15 protein-coding genes are annotated in these 19784 nt (G+C 60.6%); all 15 read left to right on the top strand.

Features of this window, described 5'->3' with window-relative positions; genetic code table 11:
- The first annotated feature begins 684 nt into the window (after positions 1-684).
- The 15 genes from GJT30_08895 (at position 685) to GJT30_08825 (ending at position 19780) form a co-directional block, all read left to right on the top strand.
- Complete coding sequence (locus GJT30_08895; protein ID MSM39718.1) at positions 685-1254, top strand: DUF4255 domain-containing protein; 570 nt, start codon at positions 685-687, stop codon at positions 1252-1254.
- Positions 1255-1328: 74 nt separating this feature from the next.
- Positions 1329-2171 (top strand): hypothetical protein, encoded by an 843-nt coding sequence (locus GJT30_08890; protein ID MSM39717.1) that lies wholly within the window; start codon positions 1329-1331, stop codon positions 2169-2171.
- A 22-nt stretch (positions 2172-2193) separates the two neighbouring features.
- The gene (locus GJT30_08885) at positions 2194-3762 is read left to right on the top strand and encodes a phage tail sheath family protein (protein MSM39716.1); all 1569 of its coding nucleotides are present in this window, start codon (positions 2194-2196) and stop codon (positions 3760-3762) included.
- 271 nt (positions 3763-4033) lie between these two features.
- Positions 4034-4492, top strand: coding sequence for a phage tail protein (locus GJT30_08880; protein ID MSM39715.1), 459 nt, complete (start codon positions 4034-4036; stop codon positions 4490-4492).
- Between the two features lie 69 nt (positions 4493-4561).
- Positions 4562-5011, top strand: coding sequence for a phage tail protein (locus GJT30_08875; protein ID MSM39714.1), 450 nt, complete (start codon positions 4562-4564; stop codon positions 5009-5011).
- Between the two features lie 14 nt (positions 5012-5025).
- Positions 5026-5184 carry a hypothetical protein gene (locus tag GJT30_08870; protein ID MSM39713.1) on the top strand — a complete coding sequence of 53 codons (159 nt, stop codon included), beginning with the start codon at positions 5026-5028 and terminating at the stop codon, positions 5182-5184.
- Positions 5185-5211: 27 nt separating this feature from the next.
- A complete protein-coding gene (locus GJT30_08865) occupies positions 5212-5862 on the top strand; it encodes a peptidoglycan-binding protein (GenBank protein MSM39712.1) in 651 nt (216 codons plus the stop codon).
- 3 nt (positions 5863-5865) lie between these two features.
- Positions 5866-7653, top strand: coding sequence for a type VI secretion system tip protein VgrG (gene vgrG, locus GJT30_08860; protein MSM39711.1), 1788 nt, complete (start codon positions 5866-5868; stop codon positions 7651-7653).
- 183 nt (positions 7654-7836) lie between these two features.
- Positions 7837-8139: a type VI secretion protein gene (locus GJT30_08855; GenBank protein MSM39710.1), complete on the top strand. Its 303-nt coding sequence runs from the start codon at positions 7837-7839 to the stop codon at positions 8137-8139.
- A gap of 8 nt (positions 8140-8147) precedes the next feature.
- Positions 8148-8573 carry a hypothetical protein gene (locus GJT30_08850; protein MSM39709.1) on the top strand — a complete coding sequence of 142 codons (426 nt, stop codon included), beginning with the start codon at positions 8148-8150 and terminating at the stop codon, positions 8571-8573.
- Positions 8574-8600: 27 nt separating this feature from the next.
- Complete coding sequence (locus GJT30_08845; GenBank protein MSM39708.1) at positions 8601-12452, top strand: hypothetical protein; 3852 nt, start codon at positions 8601-8603, stop codon at positions 12450-12452.
- Between the two features lie 5 nt (positions 12453-12457).
- On the top strand, positions 12458-13237 hold the full coding sequence (locus GJT30_08840; GenBank protein ID MSM39707.1) for a hypothetical protein: 780 nt from the start codon (positions 12458-12460) through the stop codon (positions 13235-13237).
- A 152-nt stretch (positions 13238-13389) separates the two neighbouring features.
- Entirely contained in the window at positions 13390-15843 is a 2454-nt protein-coding gene (locus GJT30_08835; GenBank protein ID MSM39706.1) for a hypothetical protein, read from the top strand.
- Complete coding sequence (locus GJT30_08830; GenBank protein MSM39705.1) at positions 15840-18437, top strand: hypothetical protein; 2598 nt, start codon at positions 15840-15842, stop codon at positions 18435-18437. The genes GJT30_08835 and GJT30_08830 overlap by 4 nt, the downstream gene beginning before the upstream one ends.
- Positions 18434-19780 carry an AAA family ATPase gene (locus GJT30_08825; protein ID MSM39704.1) on the top strand — a complete coding sequence of 449 codons (1347 nt, stop codon included), beginning with the start codon at positions 18434-18436 and terminating at the stop codon, positions 19778-19780. Before GJT30_08830 ends, GJT30_08825 begins: the two co-directional genes overlap by 4 nt.
- Positions 19781-19784: the final 4 nt, after the last annotated feature.

Here is a 19784-nt window from a genome sequence, read left to right as displayed (position 1 = left end):
TTTCTGTGACTCTTTTTACAACCTTTATGTAATCCCTAGAAGCTTCAACTTCATAGATCTGCTGTACGACATCATACATTTCGTGGGAAAAGATGGCAGCATTGGAACCTGTAATCAATTTGTTGCGGGCAATATCAATGGTGCTAAATTTGTAGCGCATTCCGTTATTGATTCAGAAGCCAAGGCTCTGATTTTGAATTATCTGATAAATTTAGTTGATACCGTTACAAACGATTATATGATTGTAATAACGTGAAACTCGATGCATGAAGAGATAATTTTCAATATTATTATAGTGATGGATGTCGATGATTCGTTGTTTGCCGCAGACAAGGAGATTGCCGATTTCCTATATAATAACTTGTGACGTCCGAATACCGTGCGCTGTAACTAGATATCACCGACTAGTGTTTTCCTTTGTATAGCAGGCACTTCTCTCTTTTCCATTCCACATCTTCGCTATTAGTTTACCCGCCTCAATCCTTTCGACGTAACTCTTTGAATGTATTTAAAATATTCCTGACCGGGCTATTGTCCTTGGCACCAATTAGCGGTATCTAACTAACCTGGAAGTTGGCTGCTCTCCCTGCCGGACGACGGTGGCCTGGACGGGCACGGCTGTCACAACCCCGGCGCCAGGGAGCCATCATACGTTTTGCCAGATCGATTCGAGAGGCTTCCGGAGTGATCGACACCGCCATCAACCAGCTTGCCGGTCTTCTGAATCAATATCTGAAGCGCACCTTCGAGCTGAGCGAAGATATTGTCGCCGTCTCCAACATCCTGGAACAGGACGGCAGCATTGTGCCGGGCATCAACAACAAGGTTGTCGTCTTTCTCGTCAACATCCAGAAGGATAACGAGGCATACCGCTCGAATCCGGCCCCGGCAGGGCCGATCAGCTCGATAACGAGTTATCCCCCCGTCTATCTGAATCTGTATGTGATGATTGCGGCAAATTTCGGCGGCAGCACCTACCCGGAAGCGTTGAAATTCATTTCCAACACCATCGGTTTCTTCCAGCGCCGGCCGGTGTTCGATCACCAGAACACCCCGGAACTGGATCGAAACATCGACAAGCTGGTGCTCGATATCGAGAGTCTGAACTTCAACGACCTGAGCAATCTCTGGAGTGTATTGAGCGGCAAGTACCTGCCGTCGGTTCTGTACAAAATCAGGATGGTTGCCATCGATACGGGCGATGTCAAAGGGTTGGTCTCATTGGTGCGGAAACCGCAATCCAAAGTCTTCTAGCTCTCCCACACTACAAATTCTAACCGTTGGTGAAGATGTCGATGTCGTCATTCCGGCAGTTATGCTCAATTTCAGTGACTCATACCTACTTTGCCGACGGGCGATGCCGCAGCCTGGTGTTCAACCCGACGCCCGGCACCGTGCATCTCATCAACAAGGCCGGCCTGGTGACGAAACACAGCGACAGCGGCGTGTACATCCTTCTGGAATCGGGCGGCATCGACACACTACGCCAGCGTATCGCCGATCCCGACGAACCGTCTGCGCTCGTCTTCAAGGTGTTTACCAGGGATCGGGATTTCCCGTACTACACGGAGCCTGGCACCTTCAACGAAGAGGCACTGCTCTACTTCGACAGCCGCAAAGGGGTGGCAACGGGCACGACCGGAGCCATCAGACTGCACTCCGGCGACTACGTCTCGGAACTCGATTTCGAGAAACTCGATGCGTCGCTGTTCAGAGACATTGTCGATAAGCGGGACCGGTTGGTCAGGCCCGCGTTCGTCGTGAGCATAGACCTCGCCATGGCGCTCGACGCGTTTGCCGACGCCTCCGTGCCGAACCGGTCCGGCGAATGTATCGTGGCGTTCAAGTCGCGCGAGACGTTCTGGCGCTACTACCTGCTGGGGGAGATGAAGAAAAGGGATGCATTCATCGTTGACCGGAATAACGGCTACGCATTCGACTACGTGGGGGAGGAGTCGCTGCCCGACGGCCGCACGGCCCTGACATTCATTTCGCAGCAGCGGATCCCGGTGAAAGAAAACAGTAACTGCTTTTTTCAACTCAAGGAGAAAGGTGCCAATGGAGGGAAGATGCTTATCAGGCGGTTGCCCGTTGCCACGCCCCATCAGTTCGGCAAGGAGCTGATACACGGTCAGGAAGCGGCAGTCTCCAATATCTATATCAACTGCTGATCATCATGAAAAGGAGGAATGTATGGGCCTGATGAAAACCCCTGGTGTGTATGTGGTGGAAAAGAGTGCGTTCCCGAGTTCGGTTGTGGAAGTGGCAACGGCTGTTCCGGCCTTCATCGGTTATACCGAGAAAGCCGACAACAAGGGCAAACCGCTCCTGAACAAGCCGTGGCGCATCACCTCGATGGCCGAGTATCAGAGCTATTTCGGGTATGCCCCGACCCCCCTGTTCGAGATCAAGGAAAAAGACGCGGCCTCGATCGAAGATGCAACCTTTTCCCAGGGGGGGAAAGATTACATCCTGAGCCAGGAAGCCGGGAAGTTCTTCCTCTATTACAGCATGCTGCTCTTCTTCCAGAACGGCGGCGGACCCTGTTACGTGGTCTCCATCGGCGACTACACCAAGGATATCGAACCGGACAAGCTCTCCGGCGGCATCGAGCTGCTGCTCAAGGAGCAGGAGCCGACCATGGTCGTGATTCCCGATGCCATGCTGCTCAAGAGCCAGGACGACTGCATCGCGGTGCAGCAGGCGGCACTGGCCCACTGCGGCGGCAAGATGAAAAACCGGATCGCCGTTCTCGATATCTATGACGGCTACAAAGATCGCAAGGACCCGGAAGGGGACGTGATCGAAAACTTCCGCGGCGCGCTCGGCATCAATTACCTCGACTATGCCACGGCCTATTACCCCTGGCTCAATACCGCCATCGTGCAGGACAAGGACTTGAGCTACGAGAACTTCACCAACAAGGAGATGCTGCAGACCATCCTGAAAACCGAACTGGGCATTGCGGATGCACCGCCAATCATCGACCCCGCCGACCCGCCGGCAATCAAGGCCCAGAAAGGGAAGCTCATCAAGCAGGCCGAGGCCATCACCTCCATTTCCAGCGATTGGGCGGATCTGGCGCCTGCCGAAGTGCCGGGTCACAAGGCGCTGCTCAACAAGAGCCTGGCCGCCATGAGCCCGCTCTTCAACACCATCGTTTTGGACATGAAACGGAAGCTGAACCTGCTCCCCCCCAGCGGGGCAATGGCCGGCATCTACACCATGGTGGACAACTCGAAAGGGGTCTGGCGCGCACCTGCCAATGTCAGCCTCAGTTCGGTCGTCTCCCCGGCAATAACCATCTCCCACGACGAGCAGGAAGACCTGAACGTCACCACGCAGGGAAAGTCGATCAACGCCATCCGTTCGTTCATCGGCGAAGGGACCCTGGTCTGGGGGGCGCGCACCCTGGACGGCAACAGCCTCGACTGGAAGTACCTCAACGTCCGGCGCACCATGATCATGCTGGAAGAATCGATCAAGCTCGCCAGCAAGGCCTATGTGTTCGAGGGGAACGTCGCCACCACCTGGGTCACCATCAAGAGCATGATCTCCAACTTCCTCACCGGCATCTGGAAACGGGGCGGACTGGCGGGCACCAGCCCGGACGACGCCTTTGGCGTCTTTGTCGGCCTCAACGAGACCATGACCCCGGAAGACATCCTGGAAGGGATCATGCGGGTAACGGTGCTGGTGGCCCTGGTGCGGCCGGCCGAGTTCATCGAGATCACCTTCCAGCAACAGATGCAGAAGTCGTAATTTGCCGGCCGGCAGTCGCACGCTGTCTGCATTCGTGCCTGATGGCAGACCGGCCGTCGCGCGTCGCCGGAATGAGCGTATCAGGGCTCTTTCGTCGTAATTCCTGGCGAAATGGAGTGTCCGCAGCCGATGCTGTCTGAGCCCGAGAGGGCGAGTTCATCGGCTGCAACGGAATGAGCCTGGAATTACAGAAAGAGCACGTAGACACGAATGCAGGCGGCGGGCGGCGGCCGAACCAACATATTCGTTCAATCAATTTCGGAGGTGGGTAATGGCAGATGATGGAAAAACTCAAAGCACAACCGTATGGCCTTTGCCGAAATTCTATTTTCTGGTGAAGTGGGGGGATCAGCAGCTCTCGTTCCGCGAGGTGTCCGGGCTCAATATCGAGACGACCCCCATCGAATACCGGGCCGGCGACAGCAAGGAATTCTCGGTGGTGAAGATGCCCGGTCTCATCAAGTCCGGCAACGTCTCCATGAAAAAGGGGGTTTTCAAGTCGGACAACAAGTTCTGGGACTGGTTCAACCAGATCAAGCTGAACACCATCGAGCGGAAGGCGGTCACCATCAGCCTGCTTGACGAGGGTGGCAATCCGACCATGACCTGGACCCTGAAGAACGCATTCCCGATCAAGATCTCCGGCACCGATCTCAAGGCCGACGGCAACGAGGCGGCCATCGAGTCGATCGATATCGCCCATGAAGGGATCACGATTGCCAATAAATAAGCGTAGCACCACAACGGCCATGGGGGGCGTGTCCCTGTCCCCCGTGGCCCCGGTTTCGAGGATGGCGTGATGAACGATGCCACGGTGCAGCCAACTGCCTTCTATTTCCGTGTCCTCTTCGATGGCGACACGGCCAGCGACACCTCGTTCATGGAGGTGCGGGGGATCGGCACCGAGCTCTCCACCGAGACCTACTCGGAGCTGAACGAAAACAGGTTCGAGTACAAACTCCCCACCAAGGCCAAGAACAACCACCTGGTCCTGAAGCGCGGCATCGCCAAGAACAGTTCGCCGCTGGTCAAATGGTGCCAGAAGGTGCTGGAAGAGTACCAGATACCCATCGTCACCAAGACGATCCAGGTCAGTCTCCTGAATGCCAGTGCCCAACCGGTGCGGACCTGGGTATTCAACAATGCCTATCCGGTCAAGTGGAACGTGGGTGATTTCGAGTCGAAAAAGAACGAAATCGCCATCGAGACCATCGAGTTTGCTTACACCTACAGCCAGCGGTTTTTCTGACCATGACGATTGAAGTGAAACAACTGCTTGTCAAATCGACGGTGACCCAGCGGATCGGGAAGGAAGAACAACGTCCGGCCGGGGAGTGCGACACGGCACAGCTGAAGGCGGAGATCCTGGCGGAGTGCCGGGAGATGCTGGCCGAACTGCTCAAGCGGCAGAAGGAGAGGTAACCGTTGTCTGCGAATCAGCAAAAATCGATGCTGTCGATCACCCGGTGCATCGTGCAGAAAAACGGCCGGATCACGCTGGACGACAGCCTGAAATACGAACTGATGCTGAACCCGAAAAGCATGACCAAGGACAACCGGATCAGCTACAACCAAAACTCCCCCTTCGGGATTACCGGGATCAACCAGAAGTTCGAAGCCATCCAGCCGGAGAATATCAATTTTACGTTCGTGATCGACGGCACCGGCGTGGTGAAGCGGATCACCAGCGTTGCCGACGAGCTGAAAACGCTCTGCAAGGTAGTCTACAACTACGACGGCGACAAGCATGAGCCGAACCATGTCCGTATCGTCTGGGGCGAACTGAAGTTCAACGGCCGGATGACGGACATGGATGTCAAGTACACCCTGTTCCTGCCCAATGGCGACCCGCTCCGGGCCGAAGTCACCCTGGCGTTCAGCTCGTTCATGAGCAGCCAGGAAGAAAAGCTCAAGGCGAACCGGCAGTCGCCGGACCTGTCCCATGTCGTAGAGGTCAAGGCCGGCGACACCCTGCCGCTGCTCTGTTACCGGATCTACAACGACAGTTCCTACTACCCGGAGGTGGCACGGGTCAACAACATCGTCAATTTCCGTGACATCAAGCCCGGCACCAGGCTTCACTTCCCGCCGTTGAGGTAGTCCATGGCCGTTTCTCCCAGCGACAAGGGCAACGATGTTGTCCGGCTGACTCTCTTCAGTGACGGCACCCAGCTTGACGGCGCAGTGCCGGTCATCTCGGTGGCTATTGTCAAGGCGGTCAACAGGATACCCTCTGCCCGGATCGTCATCCTGGACGGCGATATGCCGGGGAAGGATTTCCCGGTCAGCAACACCGACAGCTTCAAGCCGGGAGCGAAAATCAAGATCAACGCCGGATACGGCAGCGAAGAGGAGACCATCTTCCAGGGGGTTGTGGTCAGACATGGCATCAAGATAAGCGGCAACAACTATTCCCGGCTCCTGGTCGAATGCAAGGACCAGGCGGTGAAGTTGACCATCGGCCGCAAGAACGGCAATTTCGTCGATTCCACCGACAGCGACATCATCGGCAAGCTGATCGGCAATGCCGGGCTCGCAAAGGACCTGGACGCCACGACGAAACAGCACAAGGAACTGGTGCAGTACTACTGCACTGACTGGGATTTCATCCTCTCCCGCGCCGAAGCCAATGGCCTGCTGGTCATCGCGGATGACGGGAAGGTCTCGGTAAAGGCGCCCGACACGTCTGCAACCCCGCCGCTGAAGGTGACCTACGGCGAGGACCTGATGGAGTTCCAGGCCGATCTCGATGCCGAGAGCCAGCTCACCTCGGTGAAGGGTGTCTCCTGGGACATGAAAACCCAGGCGGTGGTCGAGGCGGAGCAGGCCCCCCAGACCCTCAACGCCCAGGGCGACCTTGCCTCTGCGGCGCTGGCAGGGGTGGTGGGGCCGGCATCCTATCGCCTGCAGACCTCGGCCCCGGCCGACAAGGATGTGCTGACGGCGTGGGCCAAGGGGTGCCAGATCAAGTCCGGGCTCGCCAGGATTCGCGGACGGATGAAGTTCCAGGGGAGCGCCAAGGCCAAGGCAGGTTCGCTGATCGAACTGGCCGGCGTTGGCAACCGGTTCAACGGCACGGTGTTCGTCACCGCGGTCAACCATGAGATTGCCGGCGGCAACTGGCTGACCGAGGTGGAATTCGGCCTCTCGCCCGACTGGTTCGCCGAACAGAGGGATATCGTCGCCCCCCCGGCAGCCGGCCTGCTGCCGGGGGTCGAGGGGTTGCTCGTCGGGGTTGTCACCAAACTGGACGGAGACCCGGAGGGGGAAAACAAGATCCAGGTGAAGGTGCCGGTGCTCCAGGCCGAGACAGAAGGGGTCTGGGCCAGGCTTGCTCAGTTCTATGCCTCCGACGGCATCGGTGCGTTTTTCGTCCCGGAGATCGGGGATGAGGTGATACTGGGGTATTTCAACAACGACCCGTCCCATCCGGTGATACTCGGCAGTCTCTACAGCAGCAAGCGAAAACCGCCCTATGCCCTGGCCGCAGAAAACAACACGAAGGCCATCGTGACCAGAAGCAAGATGAAGATGGAATTCGAGGAGAAAGACAAGGTCATCACCATCTCCACGCCGGGAAACAACAAGATCGTCATCAGCGACAAGGACAAGTCGATCCTCATCCAGGACCAGAACAGCAACAAGGTGGAACTGAAGCCGGACGGGATCGTCCTGGACAGCCCCAAGGACATCACCATCACTGCCAAAGGGAAGATTACCCTCGATGCCGTACAGAGCATCGGGATAACCGCCAAGCAGGACGTGAAAACGGCGGGGCTGAACATCAGCAGCGAAGCGCAGGTGGGGTTCACCGCCAAGGGAAACGCCACGGCAGAGCTCTCCGCGTCGGGCCAGACCACGGTGAAGGGCGCCATGGTCATGATCAATTAGTTCCCGTCCGGAAAGGGTGCTTTTCCGCCCTGGCGGTGTCAATCTGCGGGATTCCTTGTGCGGCGTAGCGCTGCTACGCCTCCGCGCAATCCCTTGATTTCCTTGCCAGGACGAAAAACCCCTCCTTTCCGGCCAGAGGCCAGCATTATTCGGATGGAAGACGGATAAATCAGGAGAAAAATCATGCCCCCGGCGGCACGACTCACCGACATGCACACCTGCCCGATGCAGACCCCGGCGTTCCCCTCCCCGATCCCCCATGTGGGGGGCCCGGTCTCCGGCCCCGGCGCGCCGACGGTGCTGATCGGCAAACTGCCCGCAGCGGTGCTCGGCGACACCTGCGTCTGTGTCGGCCCGCCCGACACCATCGCCATGGGATCGGCAACCGTCATGATCTGCGGCAAGCCGGCCGCCAGGATGGGGGACGTTACAGCCCACGGCGGCAGCATCGTTGTCGGTTTCCCGACGGTCATGATCGGCGGCTAGGGGGTTTCATGAGCACTCAGGGGGGCAGTAACGGCTTTCTCGGCACCGGGTGGGGATTCCCCCCGGAGTTCGCCGCCATTGGCAAGGGTGTCAGAATGGTCTCCGAGGAGGACGATATCCGCGAGAGTCTCCGGATACTCCTCTCGACGACGCCGGGAGAGCGAATCATGTATCCCGAGTACGGCTGCGGCCTCAAGTCCCTGGCTTTTGCCGGCATCACGTCGAGCGTCATAACCGGGATCAAGGATATGATCGAGAGCGCCGTGCTCTTTTTCGAGCCGCGCATAACACTGGAGACGGTTCTGGTCGATACCGGCGAACTGTACGACGGGGTGGTGAAAATCACCCTCGACTACACCGTCAGAACCACCAACAGCAGAAGCAACATGGTCTATCCGTTCTATCTCCGGGAAGGGACAAACATCGGGGGTTGAGCAGTATGACACCCATGGAAACCTTGCATGCCCTATAGCGACTGGTTGAAGATAACGGACGGCACCGAACAGGGGGAGCGCTTCCCGGCGGCGCTGGAGGCCGGCTATTTCAAGGCGGACGAACTCTCGTTTGCCAATCTGCTTGCCATGGGCGCCATGCTGGCCGCCAGGCTCAACTTCTATAACCTGCAGCATGAACAAGAAGGGCATTGGGGCGAGCTGTTCAGCGACGATACGGCCATTATGGCAGTGATCCTGAGCATGGACCTCAGGCGACAGGAGGCGGAATTCCTGCGCCACCACGCCATGAGCCGCGACAACCTGGCGTTGGCCAGGCACCTGATCCGGTTTGCCGCGATGGTGGATTTCTGGTTCCGCAGGCTTTCCGCCGTCGAGACGGCAGCGGCCCAAGCACTGAGCTGGCAGATTGCCGCGGTCGTCGAGAACAAGCTGGCTGCAGAACTGCATACCCTCGGTGCCTGCTGCCGCCTGCTGCAGCAGGGGGGCGCGGAAAAGGACGATCCCCTGCTCGCCCGGTTTCACCCGATCTGGCAGATCGGCTTGGAAGAAGGGCGCCTTTCGTTCCCCCGGTCAGCCATGGATGGACCCGAAGGCGAAGCGCAGGTCAAGAAACGGCTGCACGCGGCCTTTTATGCCCTGCTCAACGCGGTCTCGTTCCTGAAAAAACAGGCCGACAGGGCCATCGGCGAGACAATTCCCAGCAAGACGCACAGCCCGGCACTGGGGCTCTTCATGGCGTTTCTGACCCTGTACCGGAAAGCCCAGGACAAGATCAACGGTTTCCAGGAACGGCATCTCGATTTCTATTACCGTGACCTGCTCCACCTTGCGCCCCGCCCCCCCGAGGTCGACACCACCTACCTGCTGTTCGACGCCGCCCCCGGCACGGACGATATCCTGATCCCTGCCGGGACCGAATTCCCGGCTGGCCGGGACGATGCCGGCCAGGAGATCCTCTTTCGGGCGGACAACAACCTCCTGGTGACCGATCTGCGGGTGCAGGCGCTGCGCACGCTCTATTTCCGGCGGGACCGCTCCATCTCCCCCGAACGCGAACTCGGCTACGTCACCAGGGTCCATGCCCACGAGATACCGGTGGCCGGTACCGGAGGAGAGCCCGGCAGTACTGCCTGGCCGCTGTTCGGCGCTGCCGGCACGGATGCCGGTCAGCCTCCGGGAGAGAGCGCCCGGCTCGGCTTCGCCCTGGCCACGCCGGTTCTCCTGCTCCGGGAAGGGGTGCGCGACGTCGACATCACCCTTGTCTTTACCAGGCAGTCGACTTCCCGGCAGGCCATCACCCGGGCGGTTGCCGAACTCTGCACCATCAGCACGGAAGAGGCCTTTTTCACCGCCTTCGGCAAGCTGTTCAGCAGCTATCTCCTGGCAGAGAGCGAGCTGTTGAGCGACAGCGACAAAGCGGCGATCCTCGGGAAGGCCGAGAAGACGGTCGCTCCCGGCTCGTACGAATTGCTGGCCGAGCTGTTGCAACAGGATCGGCAGGATCTCTTTTTTACGCTGCTCCCCAGGATCTTTGCCCTGGATCTGACCGGCGAAAAGGGGTGGCTTCCGGTTGCCGGGGTAACGGTCAAGCGGATTCCTGCCGAAATGCACAATACCCGGAACGGGCTGAGCTTTACCTTTACCCTGGGACCGGAGGTCGCGCCGATCGTCCCCTATGCGCCCGACCTCCACGGCGCCGGATTTGCCACCCGGCTGCCGGTTGCCCGCTTCAGGATCAACCCGCAGGCCCATTTCTCACCCCTTTCCCTGTTCGACGAGATCGCTATCAAGGAATTCGTGGTGGAGGTGTCGGTGAAAGGGGCCGGTCAGCTTCTCGCCTACAACAACCACGGCCAGTTGGACCCGACCAAGCCGTTCCAGCCGTTCGGCCCCTTGCCGGGCGGGAACTCCTACCTGGTCGTCGGCGCCTACGAGGCAGCGTTGAAACCGCTGACGGAACTGACGTTCGCCATCGAATGGGGCGATCTGCCCAAGGCCAGGGAGGGGTTTAGCGAGCACTACCGCGAGTACGGCCTGGGGTATACGAACGACAGCTTCACGGCCGAGCTTTCGGTGCTGCGCGACGGCAACTGGTTTCCCGGCGCAGGCGCACCGGGGAACACAACCCTGCTGTTCGACAGGGTTGCCACAAGCGATGCCATTGCCCCGGACAGGAGACTGACCGTCACGTCGCTCAGCTATTGCAAACCGCTGGAGCCCTCCCTGCCTGAGGATGCGTACCGTTTCGACCTCCGGATACGTAGCGGCTTCTTCAAGCTGGCCCTGACCGGACCGGACACCGCCTTCGGACACAAGGAATACCCGGCGCTGCTGACCGCCACCCTGTCGGCAAACGCCCGGAAGAAACCCAAACAGCAGCTTCCGCCCCCCAATGCGCCCTATACACCCCTGATCAACCGGATATCCGTCGATTATACGGCCCGCGCCGTTATCAAGGCGGGTATATCCTCTCTGGCGGATACGGACGACTACGTCGACAAGCCGTTTTACCTCCACCCCTTCGGCATCGAGACGATCCGCGCCCACGGCGACCGCAGGTTCCACCGCCTGCTCCCCCGATACCATCACGACGGCAACCTCTTCATCGGCTTTACCGCCGGCAGGCCGGGCGGGGTGGCGACCCTTTTTTTCCACCTGCGGGATGATTCCCGCAGATCGACCACTGGCGGCCATCCCGGGATCGCCTGGTTTTATCTGGCGGCAAATCGCTGGCAGCGGCTCGGCGAAGCCCGCATCCTGTCCGATACGACGAACGGATTCCTGGCAACGGGGATCGTGACCCTGGATATCCCGGACAGCATCGACACGGAACACAGCGTCATGCCTGGCGGGCTCTATTGGCTCAGGGTGGCGGTCGATGCGGATATCGATTCCTTCTGCAGCCTCTGGTCGGTGCAGTCGCAGGCCGTGAAGGTCTCCCGCAGGATCGGTTCTGCCGGAGAGGGGGCAGTGACCCGGATGATCCCCGCCGGCACGATCAGGGAGCCGAAACGGACCCTTCCGGGCATCACCGCGATCCGTCAGCCCCTGGCGTCGTTCGGCGGCCACGGGGAGGAGCATCTGACGCGGATGAAGACCAGGATCAGTGAGCGGCTCAGACACAAGAACCGGGCAACCATGCCCTGGGATTACGAGCGGCTGGTACTGGAGCGCTTTCCAGAGGTGTTCAAGGTCAAATGCTTTGCCGCCATGCAGAGCGACAGCGACCGTCCCCGGCCGGGGAGCGTGCTGCTGGTGGTGGTGCCGCAGCAGAAGGAGAATGACCGGCCCGGCTTCGATCCGATGCTGAGCGCAGCCGAACTGGACCGCATTCACGACTTCGTGCGCGGGCACACTTCCCCCTACGTCGCCGTGGAGGTCAGGAACCCGGTCTACGAGCGGATCATGGTCCGTTGCAGCGTCGTATTGACCAAACAGGCCGAGACCCAGCGCGGCTACTACCTGGGCCAGCTGAACCAGGCCATTGTCGACTACATCTCACCCTGGCAAGAAACCGGCTACAAGGCCCGTTTCGGCTGGTGCATCCGGCAGACGGACATCGAATCGTACCTGCGGCAGTTGGAGTATGTGGAATTCGTGACGAAATTCTCCATGCTGCACATCACCGGGGAGCATAGCGGCGACTACACCCTGGGCGATACGGCCCGCCTCGTCGCCGGGGAAACGGAGGGCGCCGGGGAGACCATGGACGTTATCTGCCCGCACCACCCCTGGAGCCTGGCGATACCGGTCGACGAACATGCCGTCGAGACCGTTTCCTCGGTCCGGTCCATCGACGCCGAGGCCATCGGCATAGACAAACTTCGTGTCGGACAAACCTTCATCATAGGTACCTGAGAGCCATGGCAAAACGAAACCGAGACACCCTGAAAAACTTTTTCAAAAAAGGGTCATTGCCTTCCGAGGAGCAGTTTAGCGACCTGATCGATTCAACGCTGAACATGGTCGACGAAGGCTTCTCCAAGACCCATGAGAACGGCCTGGAGATCGTCTCCCACGGCGATCACGAAACCGTGGTCAGCTTTTTCAAGGGGAGCGATCCCGATCGGCCGACCTGGTCCATGGGGCATGGCAGAGGCGTCGACTCCCTCCTGTTCCGCGACCGGAGCGGCGACGCAGACAGGCCGCCATCATTGGCGCTCGCCCCGGACGGTCGGGTCGGAGTCAACACCGACTCCCCGGAATGGGATCTGGACGTCAAAGGGGTGATCAGGGCGGAAGGCCGGATCGGCGTCAACCCCACCAGGGAGCCGGCAGTGCCGGCCGATGGCAAATGGCATTCCATCACCGATCCGCTCAACGGCTGTCACGCCTTTGAAGTGATGGCCGGGGTCGGCAAGAAAAAGAGCGGCAAATATGCGCTGATGCACGCCATTGCCGTGAACGTCTTCAACCCGCGGGGTTTTCTCTTCAACCTGTTCAACCTGAAAAAACGGATTCGCTACAGCCAGTCCTACTACTATTCGCTCGGGGACAAGCTGAAACTGCGCTGGTATCAGGATGGCCAGCATTACTATCTCCAGCTCAGGACCAACACCGATTACGGCGAAGGGATCCGTATCAGGTATTACCTCACCAGACTCTGGTTTGACGAAGAGATGCGCGGCTCATGGGAAGATTAGCAGGTTGCTGAAAAACGGCCATCTCGCCGCCGTCCTCGAAAGCCGCCTTGTGCGGCGTGGCGCTGCCACGCCTCCGCGGGGCTTTCTGCGGGTACGACGATCTGACCGTTTTTGAACAACCTGAGTTGTTAGACAATCTAGCGGGTGTCATTGTGTCAGAACGCCTCGGAATCCAGAGAAAAAGCGGCAGCGACGACGAGTTCGGCTTCGAAAGCCTGAAACGCGAAGGGCTGAGGCTCGTCCAGGAGATGTCGGGAAAGCTCTGGACCGATTTCAACGCCCACGATCCGGGGGTGACGATCCTGGATGCGCTCTGTTACGCCCTGACCGACCTGATCTACCGGGCCGATTTCCCCGTGGCGGATTTTCTCACCGCCGACAACGGCCGGATTGATCTTGACAGCCTGGCGCTCCATCCACCCGAGGATATCCTCCCCTGCCGGCCGACCACGTTTGCCGACTATCGCAGGCTGATCCTCGACCGCTTCCCGGAGATCGACAACGCCTGGCTGACCAGGTCGTCCCGAACAGGCGTGGACGGTCTCTGCCGGATCGACCTCCGCCTCGGCCCCGAGGCAATGGTTCGGGAAACCGAGATCGTGGAGGAGGTGAAGCGGCTGTTCTGCCAGACAAGAAACCTGTGCGAGGACATCGACGGGATCACGGTGGTCGCCGAACAGGAGTGCGAACTACACGCCCTGATCGAGATCGGCAGCGGGGTCGAACCGGCAGAGATCCTGGCCGGGGTATACCACGCATGTGCGCGGCATATTGCCGGCAACGCCGGACTCAACCATCCGGACGACGCCCTGGCATCCGGGAAGGGGCTGGACGAGCTGCTCGACGGGCCGGCAGCCGGGTTTGAGGCCGGCCATGCCGTGGCTCCGGACAACGATGCCGAAGAGGTGCTCGTTGCCAATCTGTTCGCCATCGCCAAAGGGGTCGCCGGCGTATGCAACATCAAACGGCTTTGGCTGCGCAAAGAGGGGCGGGATTATTTCGACGCCATTGACAACCGGCGCGACACGGCGCTGCTCCGCCTCCGCATCCCCGAAAAAGCGGACGAGATCGGCATACAGCTGGAAAGCTCCTCGGGCAGGGGGGTGCCGATCCGGTTCCAGGAGTTCAGGACGCGTTTTAACGATCTGGATTACCTACATCGCTCGTCACGCCGCGCCGGGATGGATCTGTCGTCGGTTTTTCCCCGGCCCCAGGGGACCTGGCGCAATTTTCAGGAGTACTCTTCCGTGCAGCACCTGCTACCGGCCATCTACGGGATCAACGAGTACGGCGTGCCCGAATCGGCGGAACCCGAGGTCAAGGGGCGGGCAGCGCAACTGAAGGGATACCTGCTCCTGTTCGATCAGATCATGGCCAACTACGCCGCCAACCTCCAGAACCTGCGCCATCTGTTCGCCATCGATCCCGCTGTTCGCCGGAGCTACGCGACACAGACGGTTGAAAACAAGGGCTACCCGCCACTGGAGGGGATCTACCCGGAGCATCCCGACCAGGCCCTTACCGCCCTGCTCCGCCGGTTCGATCCGTATCCGGAGCGGAAAAACCGGGTGCTGGATTACCTCCTGGCGCTTCATGGCGAGACGTTTCCGCACAATACCCTGCGCAGCTTCGTCGGCCATGCCCTCCCCCACGAAAACGATGCCGAGCTGCTGAAGGCCAAGGCAGCATACCTGCGCGCACTGCCGGAGGTCGGCCGGGACCGGGGCGGGGCATTCGACTATACCGCCAGTCCGGGCGACATGGAGAATCTGGCCGGATTCCAGAAGCGGGTCTGCCTGCTCCTGGGATTTGGCGATGTCCGGAACAAACGCCTGACCATGGCCTTTGCCCGTCTCGGCCTGGAGTTCGGCTCCTTCCCGGCCGCCGGGGAGAAAAGCGGCAGCGATGCCCCCTTTGCCGCGGTGTCGGAGCCGGGCAACCTGGAGAAGGAGTACCGGAGCATCCCCGTTGCCCCTGTTGCCGGATCGGCAGACCAACTGCTGGACTTCTGCCGCCAGACGATCCCCTATCTCGGCACGCGGTTCCCGTCTCCGCTCCTGCGGGGCGGAGTCAGGCAGGACAATTTCCGGATGGCCGAACAACGCCAGCCAGCCGGGTTCCAGGTCCTGTTCCGGGACGAAGAGTCGGGCGAATGGCGCAACCTGGGCCTGTTTGCCGACGAAGAAACCGCCATCGAAACGGTCAATGCGCTCCGAGTCCTCTGCATCAGGCTCAACCGGGAAAGCGAAGGGATGCATGTCGTAGAACATATCCTGCTCCGCCCCCTGGCATCGGAACAACATGACACGACGCGGGTCGACGAAGGCTTCTACCGGTTCCGCATGACCCTGCTCTTCCCGGCCTGGAGCGCCCTCTGCCACGACGCGCATTTCCGGGAGATGGCCGACAACCTGGTCCGGATGAACGTCCCGGCCCATATTTATCTCCATATCCTCTGGCTCGATTTCCCGGAGATGCTCCGTTTCGAGCTGGTGTTCAGGAAGTGGCTGAAGAAAAAGAGCGCGGCAGGCACGGACCCGGCAGAGCTGGATGCGGCCTCTGAAAGGGTTGTCGGTTTCCTCTGCCAACACCGGGATCGATCATGACAGACCAGCACGTCATAGAGCAGGCGGTCTTCGATTTCCGCTTCGATTCTGAGGAACAGGCCCTGGCAGAGCAGGCCGGACTGGGTGCGTTCATCAGGGATGACCTGCTGCCAGTGATCGACGAGGTCTTTTCGGCCCATGCGGAGCCGGGGGTGGTGTTCCGCTTCGATTCCCTAGAGATCGATCTGGGGGCCGTAGGGTATGATTCTTTTCGGAATGAACTGAAGGACCGGCTACGGGACCGCCTCCGGGGGGCGCTGACAACGCACCTCTTCAGCGACGGACCCGCTGCCGGCAGCCCGCTCCCGGAAAGGATCGCCAGGGAAGACTGGGAATGGCGGCAGGTCCGCTTCTTCCTGGAGCGCGGCTATCTCCCCTGGAACGCCGCGCCGCCCGATGCCCGCAAGCTCGAAGAGATGCTGTTGCGGCTGCTGCGCAAGAACGGCCCCGGCTTTGTCCGGGCGATCCGGGGCCTGGGACAGCGCGACGATGTGCTGTGCAGGATCGTCAACCAGTTTTCCGACGCCGTCCTGGTCGAGCTGGCGCAGATTATCCGGCCGGCCCGGCACGACCTTGGCTCCTTCCCGGCCGGCATCTCGGGACGCACGGCCCGGCAGGAGTTTCTGACAGAGCTCTTGCAGGACGTGGCTGCCGACAGTGGCGCATCGGCTCTGCCGACAGCACTGCGCCGGCGTATCGGCGACGCCCTGCAGCAGGGAGACACCGGCTGGCTGAACGCTGCATGGCCCGGCCTCTGCCGCGACTATGCCCGGCCCCTGCTGGAAGAGCTGCTTGCGCACGGCCGCCTGGCTGCGGTGCGCAAGCGGATAGCCGGCCAGTTCCCGGAGACGGTGGTCAAGGGGATACTGCTCCTGCTGGAACCCCGGGAATCCGCCTTCATCGAGGTGGTGACGGAGAAGCCCGAGCTGTTCCGCCGGGCGCTCGGGGCCGGCCGGAACAACGTGGCCAGGAGCAGGCGGCCACTCTGGGAATTCACCCTCGGCTACCTGATTGCTGAGCGGGGGAGCGTGTTCAACCGCAAGGCGTACCTGGGGAGCCTGGTCCGGCAGATGGCAGCCCACGCCAACCTCGATTTCAGGGAACTGCTCGTATCGATGCACCAGATGCTGGTGCAGTCGATGGTTGCGACACCGCTGCAGGCCGAACTGCTGGAACTGCTTAACGAGATCGCCGCGGAGTCGGGCGTGGCGTTGCCGGGCACCAAGGGGAAAGCTCCGGAAAAAGCAGAGCCGGTGGCACTGGTCAACCTGCGGCAAAAGGTCCGCGAGGCGCTGCTGCTGGGGACGTTTGAGGAGCTGGCGCCCATCTGGCCGGGCCTGGTGAGGGATTACCCCTATCTGTTGCGGCAGGAACTGCACCGGCTGGCGAATAGGGAAACAGTGCGCCGGCGGATCGCCGAACGTTTTCCCGAAGCGATGATCAGGGAGATCCTGCTGCTGGAACCGGCCGAAGCCGGTTTCGTCACCCAGGTAGTCGGTCGGCGTGAACTGTTCCGCAAGGCCGGCGCCTTTATCCGGGACGGCTCGGAGGAGGTCGGCAGGCGGCTCTGGGAGTTCACCCTCGCCTACCAGTTGGAGGAGCGGGGAAGCAGCTTCAACAAAAAATCGTACATGGGGAGCCTTTTGCGCCAGATGGCAGCCCACGACAACCTCGATCCACTGGCGCTGATGAAGGCGCTGCACGGAGTTTTGGAGGGGATCGGCCCAAACTCCCCCCTCCATGCCGAACTGCTCCTGCTGGTGGGGGAGCTGATGACGGAGACGGAAATGGGCACGTCGCTCTTCTCAGAGGCAGAGAGGGAGCCGTCAACGGACGTAGAAAGCGCGTCCGTCGACAGGAGTGCCGCGCAGCCACTACAGCAGCCCGGCAGCAATGACAAGTCCGGGGTGGACGAGATGCCGGCAGAGCAGCCGGCAATACCGGCGCAACCGGCGCTGCATGCTGCTCAGGAGGCGGCCGGCGCCCCAGTGCCGGCCACCGGGCCTGGCAGCGAGACCGGGGAAGCGGAGAAGGTCTCCTCCCCCCTTGCCTGGAGGCCGGACAACGAACCAGAAGAGCTCTCCGGGGAGATCTACATCGCCAATGCCGGACTGGTCCTGACGGCACCCTATCTGCCACAGCTCTTCGGCATGTTCGGGCTGCTGGCGCACCCGGCGTTTGTCGACGCTGCCGCCGCCGAGCACGGGGTCCACCTGCTGCAGTATCTGGCCGACAAGGGGACCCGGACCGCAGAGCCGCTCCTGGTGCTGAACAAGATCCTCTGCGGCGTGGCGCCGGAGACGCCGGTGGCCCTGGAAGGCGACCTGAGCACGCACGAAATGGAGATCGCAGACGGGATGATCAACGGGATGATCCAGAACTGGCACGCCCTTGGCGCCACCACGCCGGACGGCTTCCGCGAAACCTTCCTGCAACGCGAAGGGGTACTCCGGATGAAGGAAGACGGCTGGCATCTGCTGGTGGAACCGCGGGCCTACGACCTGCTGCTGGATCAGATCCCCTGGAGTTTCTCCATCATCAGATATTCATGGATGCCGCAGGCAGTCCATGTGGATTGGCGGCACGGCCTATGACCATCGACCGGGCAAATGCCGCAGCTCTGGAAAAGGAACTGGACTGGTTCAACCGGGTGCTGGAGACGCGGATCTCGCTCTATTTCGAGCAGCCGGGCACAGATGGCGACATCCGCGCCATCGCACCGCCGGAGCTGCAGAACGACCCTTCCGAATACGCCCGTCTGGTGCGTGAGCAGGGCATGGGCTTCGACGAGCGGATCGTGCTGATCCTGGCGCTGGTCCCCCATGTCCGGCCCCAACTGCTCGACACCTTTTTCATACGCAACAAGAATTTCGACCGGGGGTTCACCGAGTTCGGCGGCTGGAAAGGGAGCGCCCATGGCGGCTTTCTCCCCACCGGCGAGACCGCCTCGTTCATCCTGGCCGGCAGCGATCTGGCCAGGCGGTTCGAACTGGTCAGGCTGTTCGATACGGAGCATTTCTTTGCCCGGAAGGGGATCGTCCGACTGGAGAACCATCCGGGCAGCGAGCCGTTTCTCAGCGGCGCCCTGGTCATTGCCGGGGAATATCTGCAACGGCTCACCACCGGGGTCTGCCATAAGCCGGATTTCACCATGAACTTCCCGGCCAAGCTGATCACTACCGGGCTCGGCTGGGACGACCTGGTGCTCTCCCAGGATCTCTTGGAGGATATCGGGGTCATCAAGACCTGGATGAGCGATGCCCGGACCATCATGGAGGAGTGGGGGTTGCAGAAGAGCATCAAGCCCGGTTACCGCAGCCTCTTCTACGGCCCGCCGGGCACGGGCAAGACGCTGACTGCCACCCTGATCGGCGCTTCGGCCGGGGTGGACGTCTACCGGATCGACCTCTCCATGGTTGTCTCCAAGTTCATCGGCGAGACGGAGAAGAACCTGGCCAGCGTCTTCGATCAGGCAGAGCACAAGAACTGGATCCTCTTTTTCGACGAGGCAGATGCCCTGTTCGGGAAAAGGACCCAGACCTCAAGCTCCAACGACCGCTACGCCAACCAGGAGATCTCCTACCTGCTGCAGCGGGTGGAGGATTTTCCCGGCGTGGTCATCCTGGCCACCAACCTGAAGGCGAACATCGACGAAGCCTTTGCCCGCCGGTTCCAATCGGTCGTCTATTTTCCCATGCCCGATGCCGAGCAGCGTCTGAAGCTCTGGGAGGGGGCACTGCGCTGCAATTGCGCCCTGGCCGACGACGTGAAGCTGGACAAGCTGGCAGACGACTTTGAGCTGGCCGGCGGCGCCATCGTCAACGTGGTCCGCTACGCGGCGATCAAGGCGCTGCAGAGCGGGGAGCGGCTGATCCGCCAGGCCGACCTGCTGAAAGGGATCTCCCGGGAGTTACTGAAAGAAGGAAGGACGAGCTAGTGAC

The sequence above is a fragment of the Geobacter sp. genome (assembly GCA_009684525.1).
Classification (GTDB): domain Bacteria; phylum Desulfobacterota; class Desulfuromonadia; order Geobacterales; family DSM-12255; genus Geoanaerobacter.
The sequence above is the reverse complement of the archived record's forward strand: the minus strand, read 5'-3'. Positions and strand labels throughout refer to the sequence as shown.

What these genes read in the sequence shown, in the direction of transcription:
- GJT30_08885 (MSM39716.1), top strand. Translation starts at nt 2,194, where the DNA reads ATGGGCCTGATGAAAACCCCTGGTGTGTATGTGGTGGAAAAGAGTGCG.
- GJT30_08880 (MSM39715.1), top strand. Translation starts at nt 4,034, where the DNA reads ATGGCAGATGATGGAAAAACTCAAAGCACAACCGTATGGCCTTTGCCG.
- GJT30_08875 (MSM39714.1), top strand. Translation starts at nt 4,562, where the DNA reads ATGAACGATGCCACGGTGCAGCCAACTGCCTTCTATTTCCGTGTCCTC.
- GJT30_08865 (MSM39712.1), top strand. Translation starts at nt 5,212, where the DNA reads ATGCTGTCGATCACCCGGTGCATCGTGCAGAAAAACGGCCGGATCACG.
- vgrG (MSM39711.1), top strand. Translation starts at nt 5,866, where the DNA reads ATGGCCGTTTCTCCCAGCGACAAGGGCAACGATGTTGTCCGGCTGACT.
- GJT30_08855 (MSM39710.1), top strand. Translation starts at nt 7,837, where the DNA reads ATGCCCCCGGCGGCACGACTCACCGACATGCACACCTGCCCGATGCAG.
- GJT30_08850 (MSM39709.1), top strand. Translation starts at nt 8,148, where the DNA reads ATGAGCACTCAGGGGGGCAGTAACGGCTTTCTCGGCACCGGGTGGGGA.
- GJT30_08845 (MSM39708.1), top strand. Translation starts at nt 8,601, where the DNA reads ATGCCCTATAGCGACTGGTTGAAGATAACGGACGGCACCGAACAGGGG.
- GJT30_08840 (MSM39707.1), top strand. Translation starts at nt 12,458, where the DNA reads ATGGCAAAACGAAACCGAGACACCCTGAAAAACTTTTTCAAAAAAGGG.
- GJT30_08830 (MSM39705.1), top strand. Translation starts at nt 15,840, where the DNA reads ATGACAGACCAGCACGTCATAGAGCAGGCGGTCTTCGATTTCCGCTTC.
- GJT30_08825 (MSM39704.1), top strand. Translation starts at nt 18,434, where the DNA reads ATGACCATCGACCGGGCAAATGCCGCAGCTCTGGAAAAGGAACTGGAC.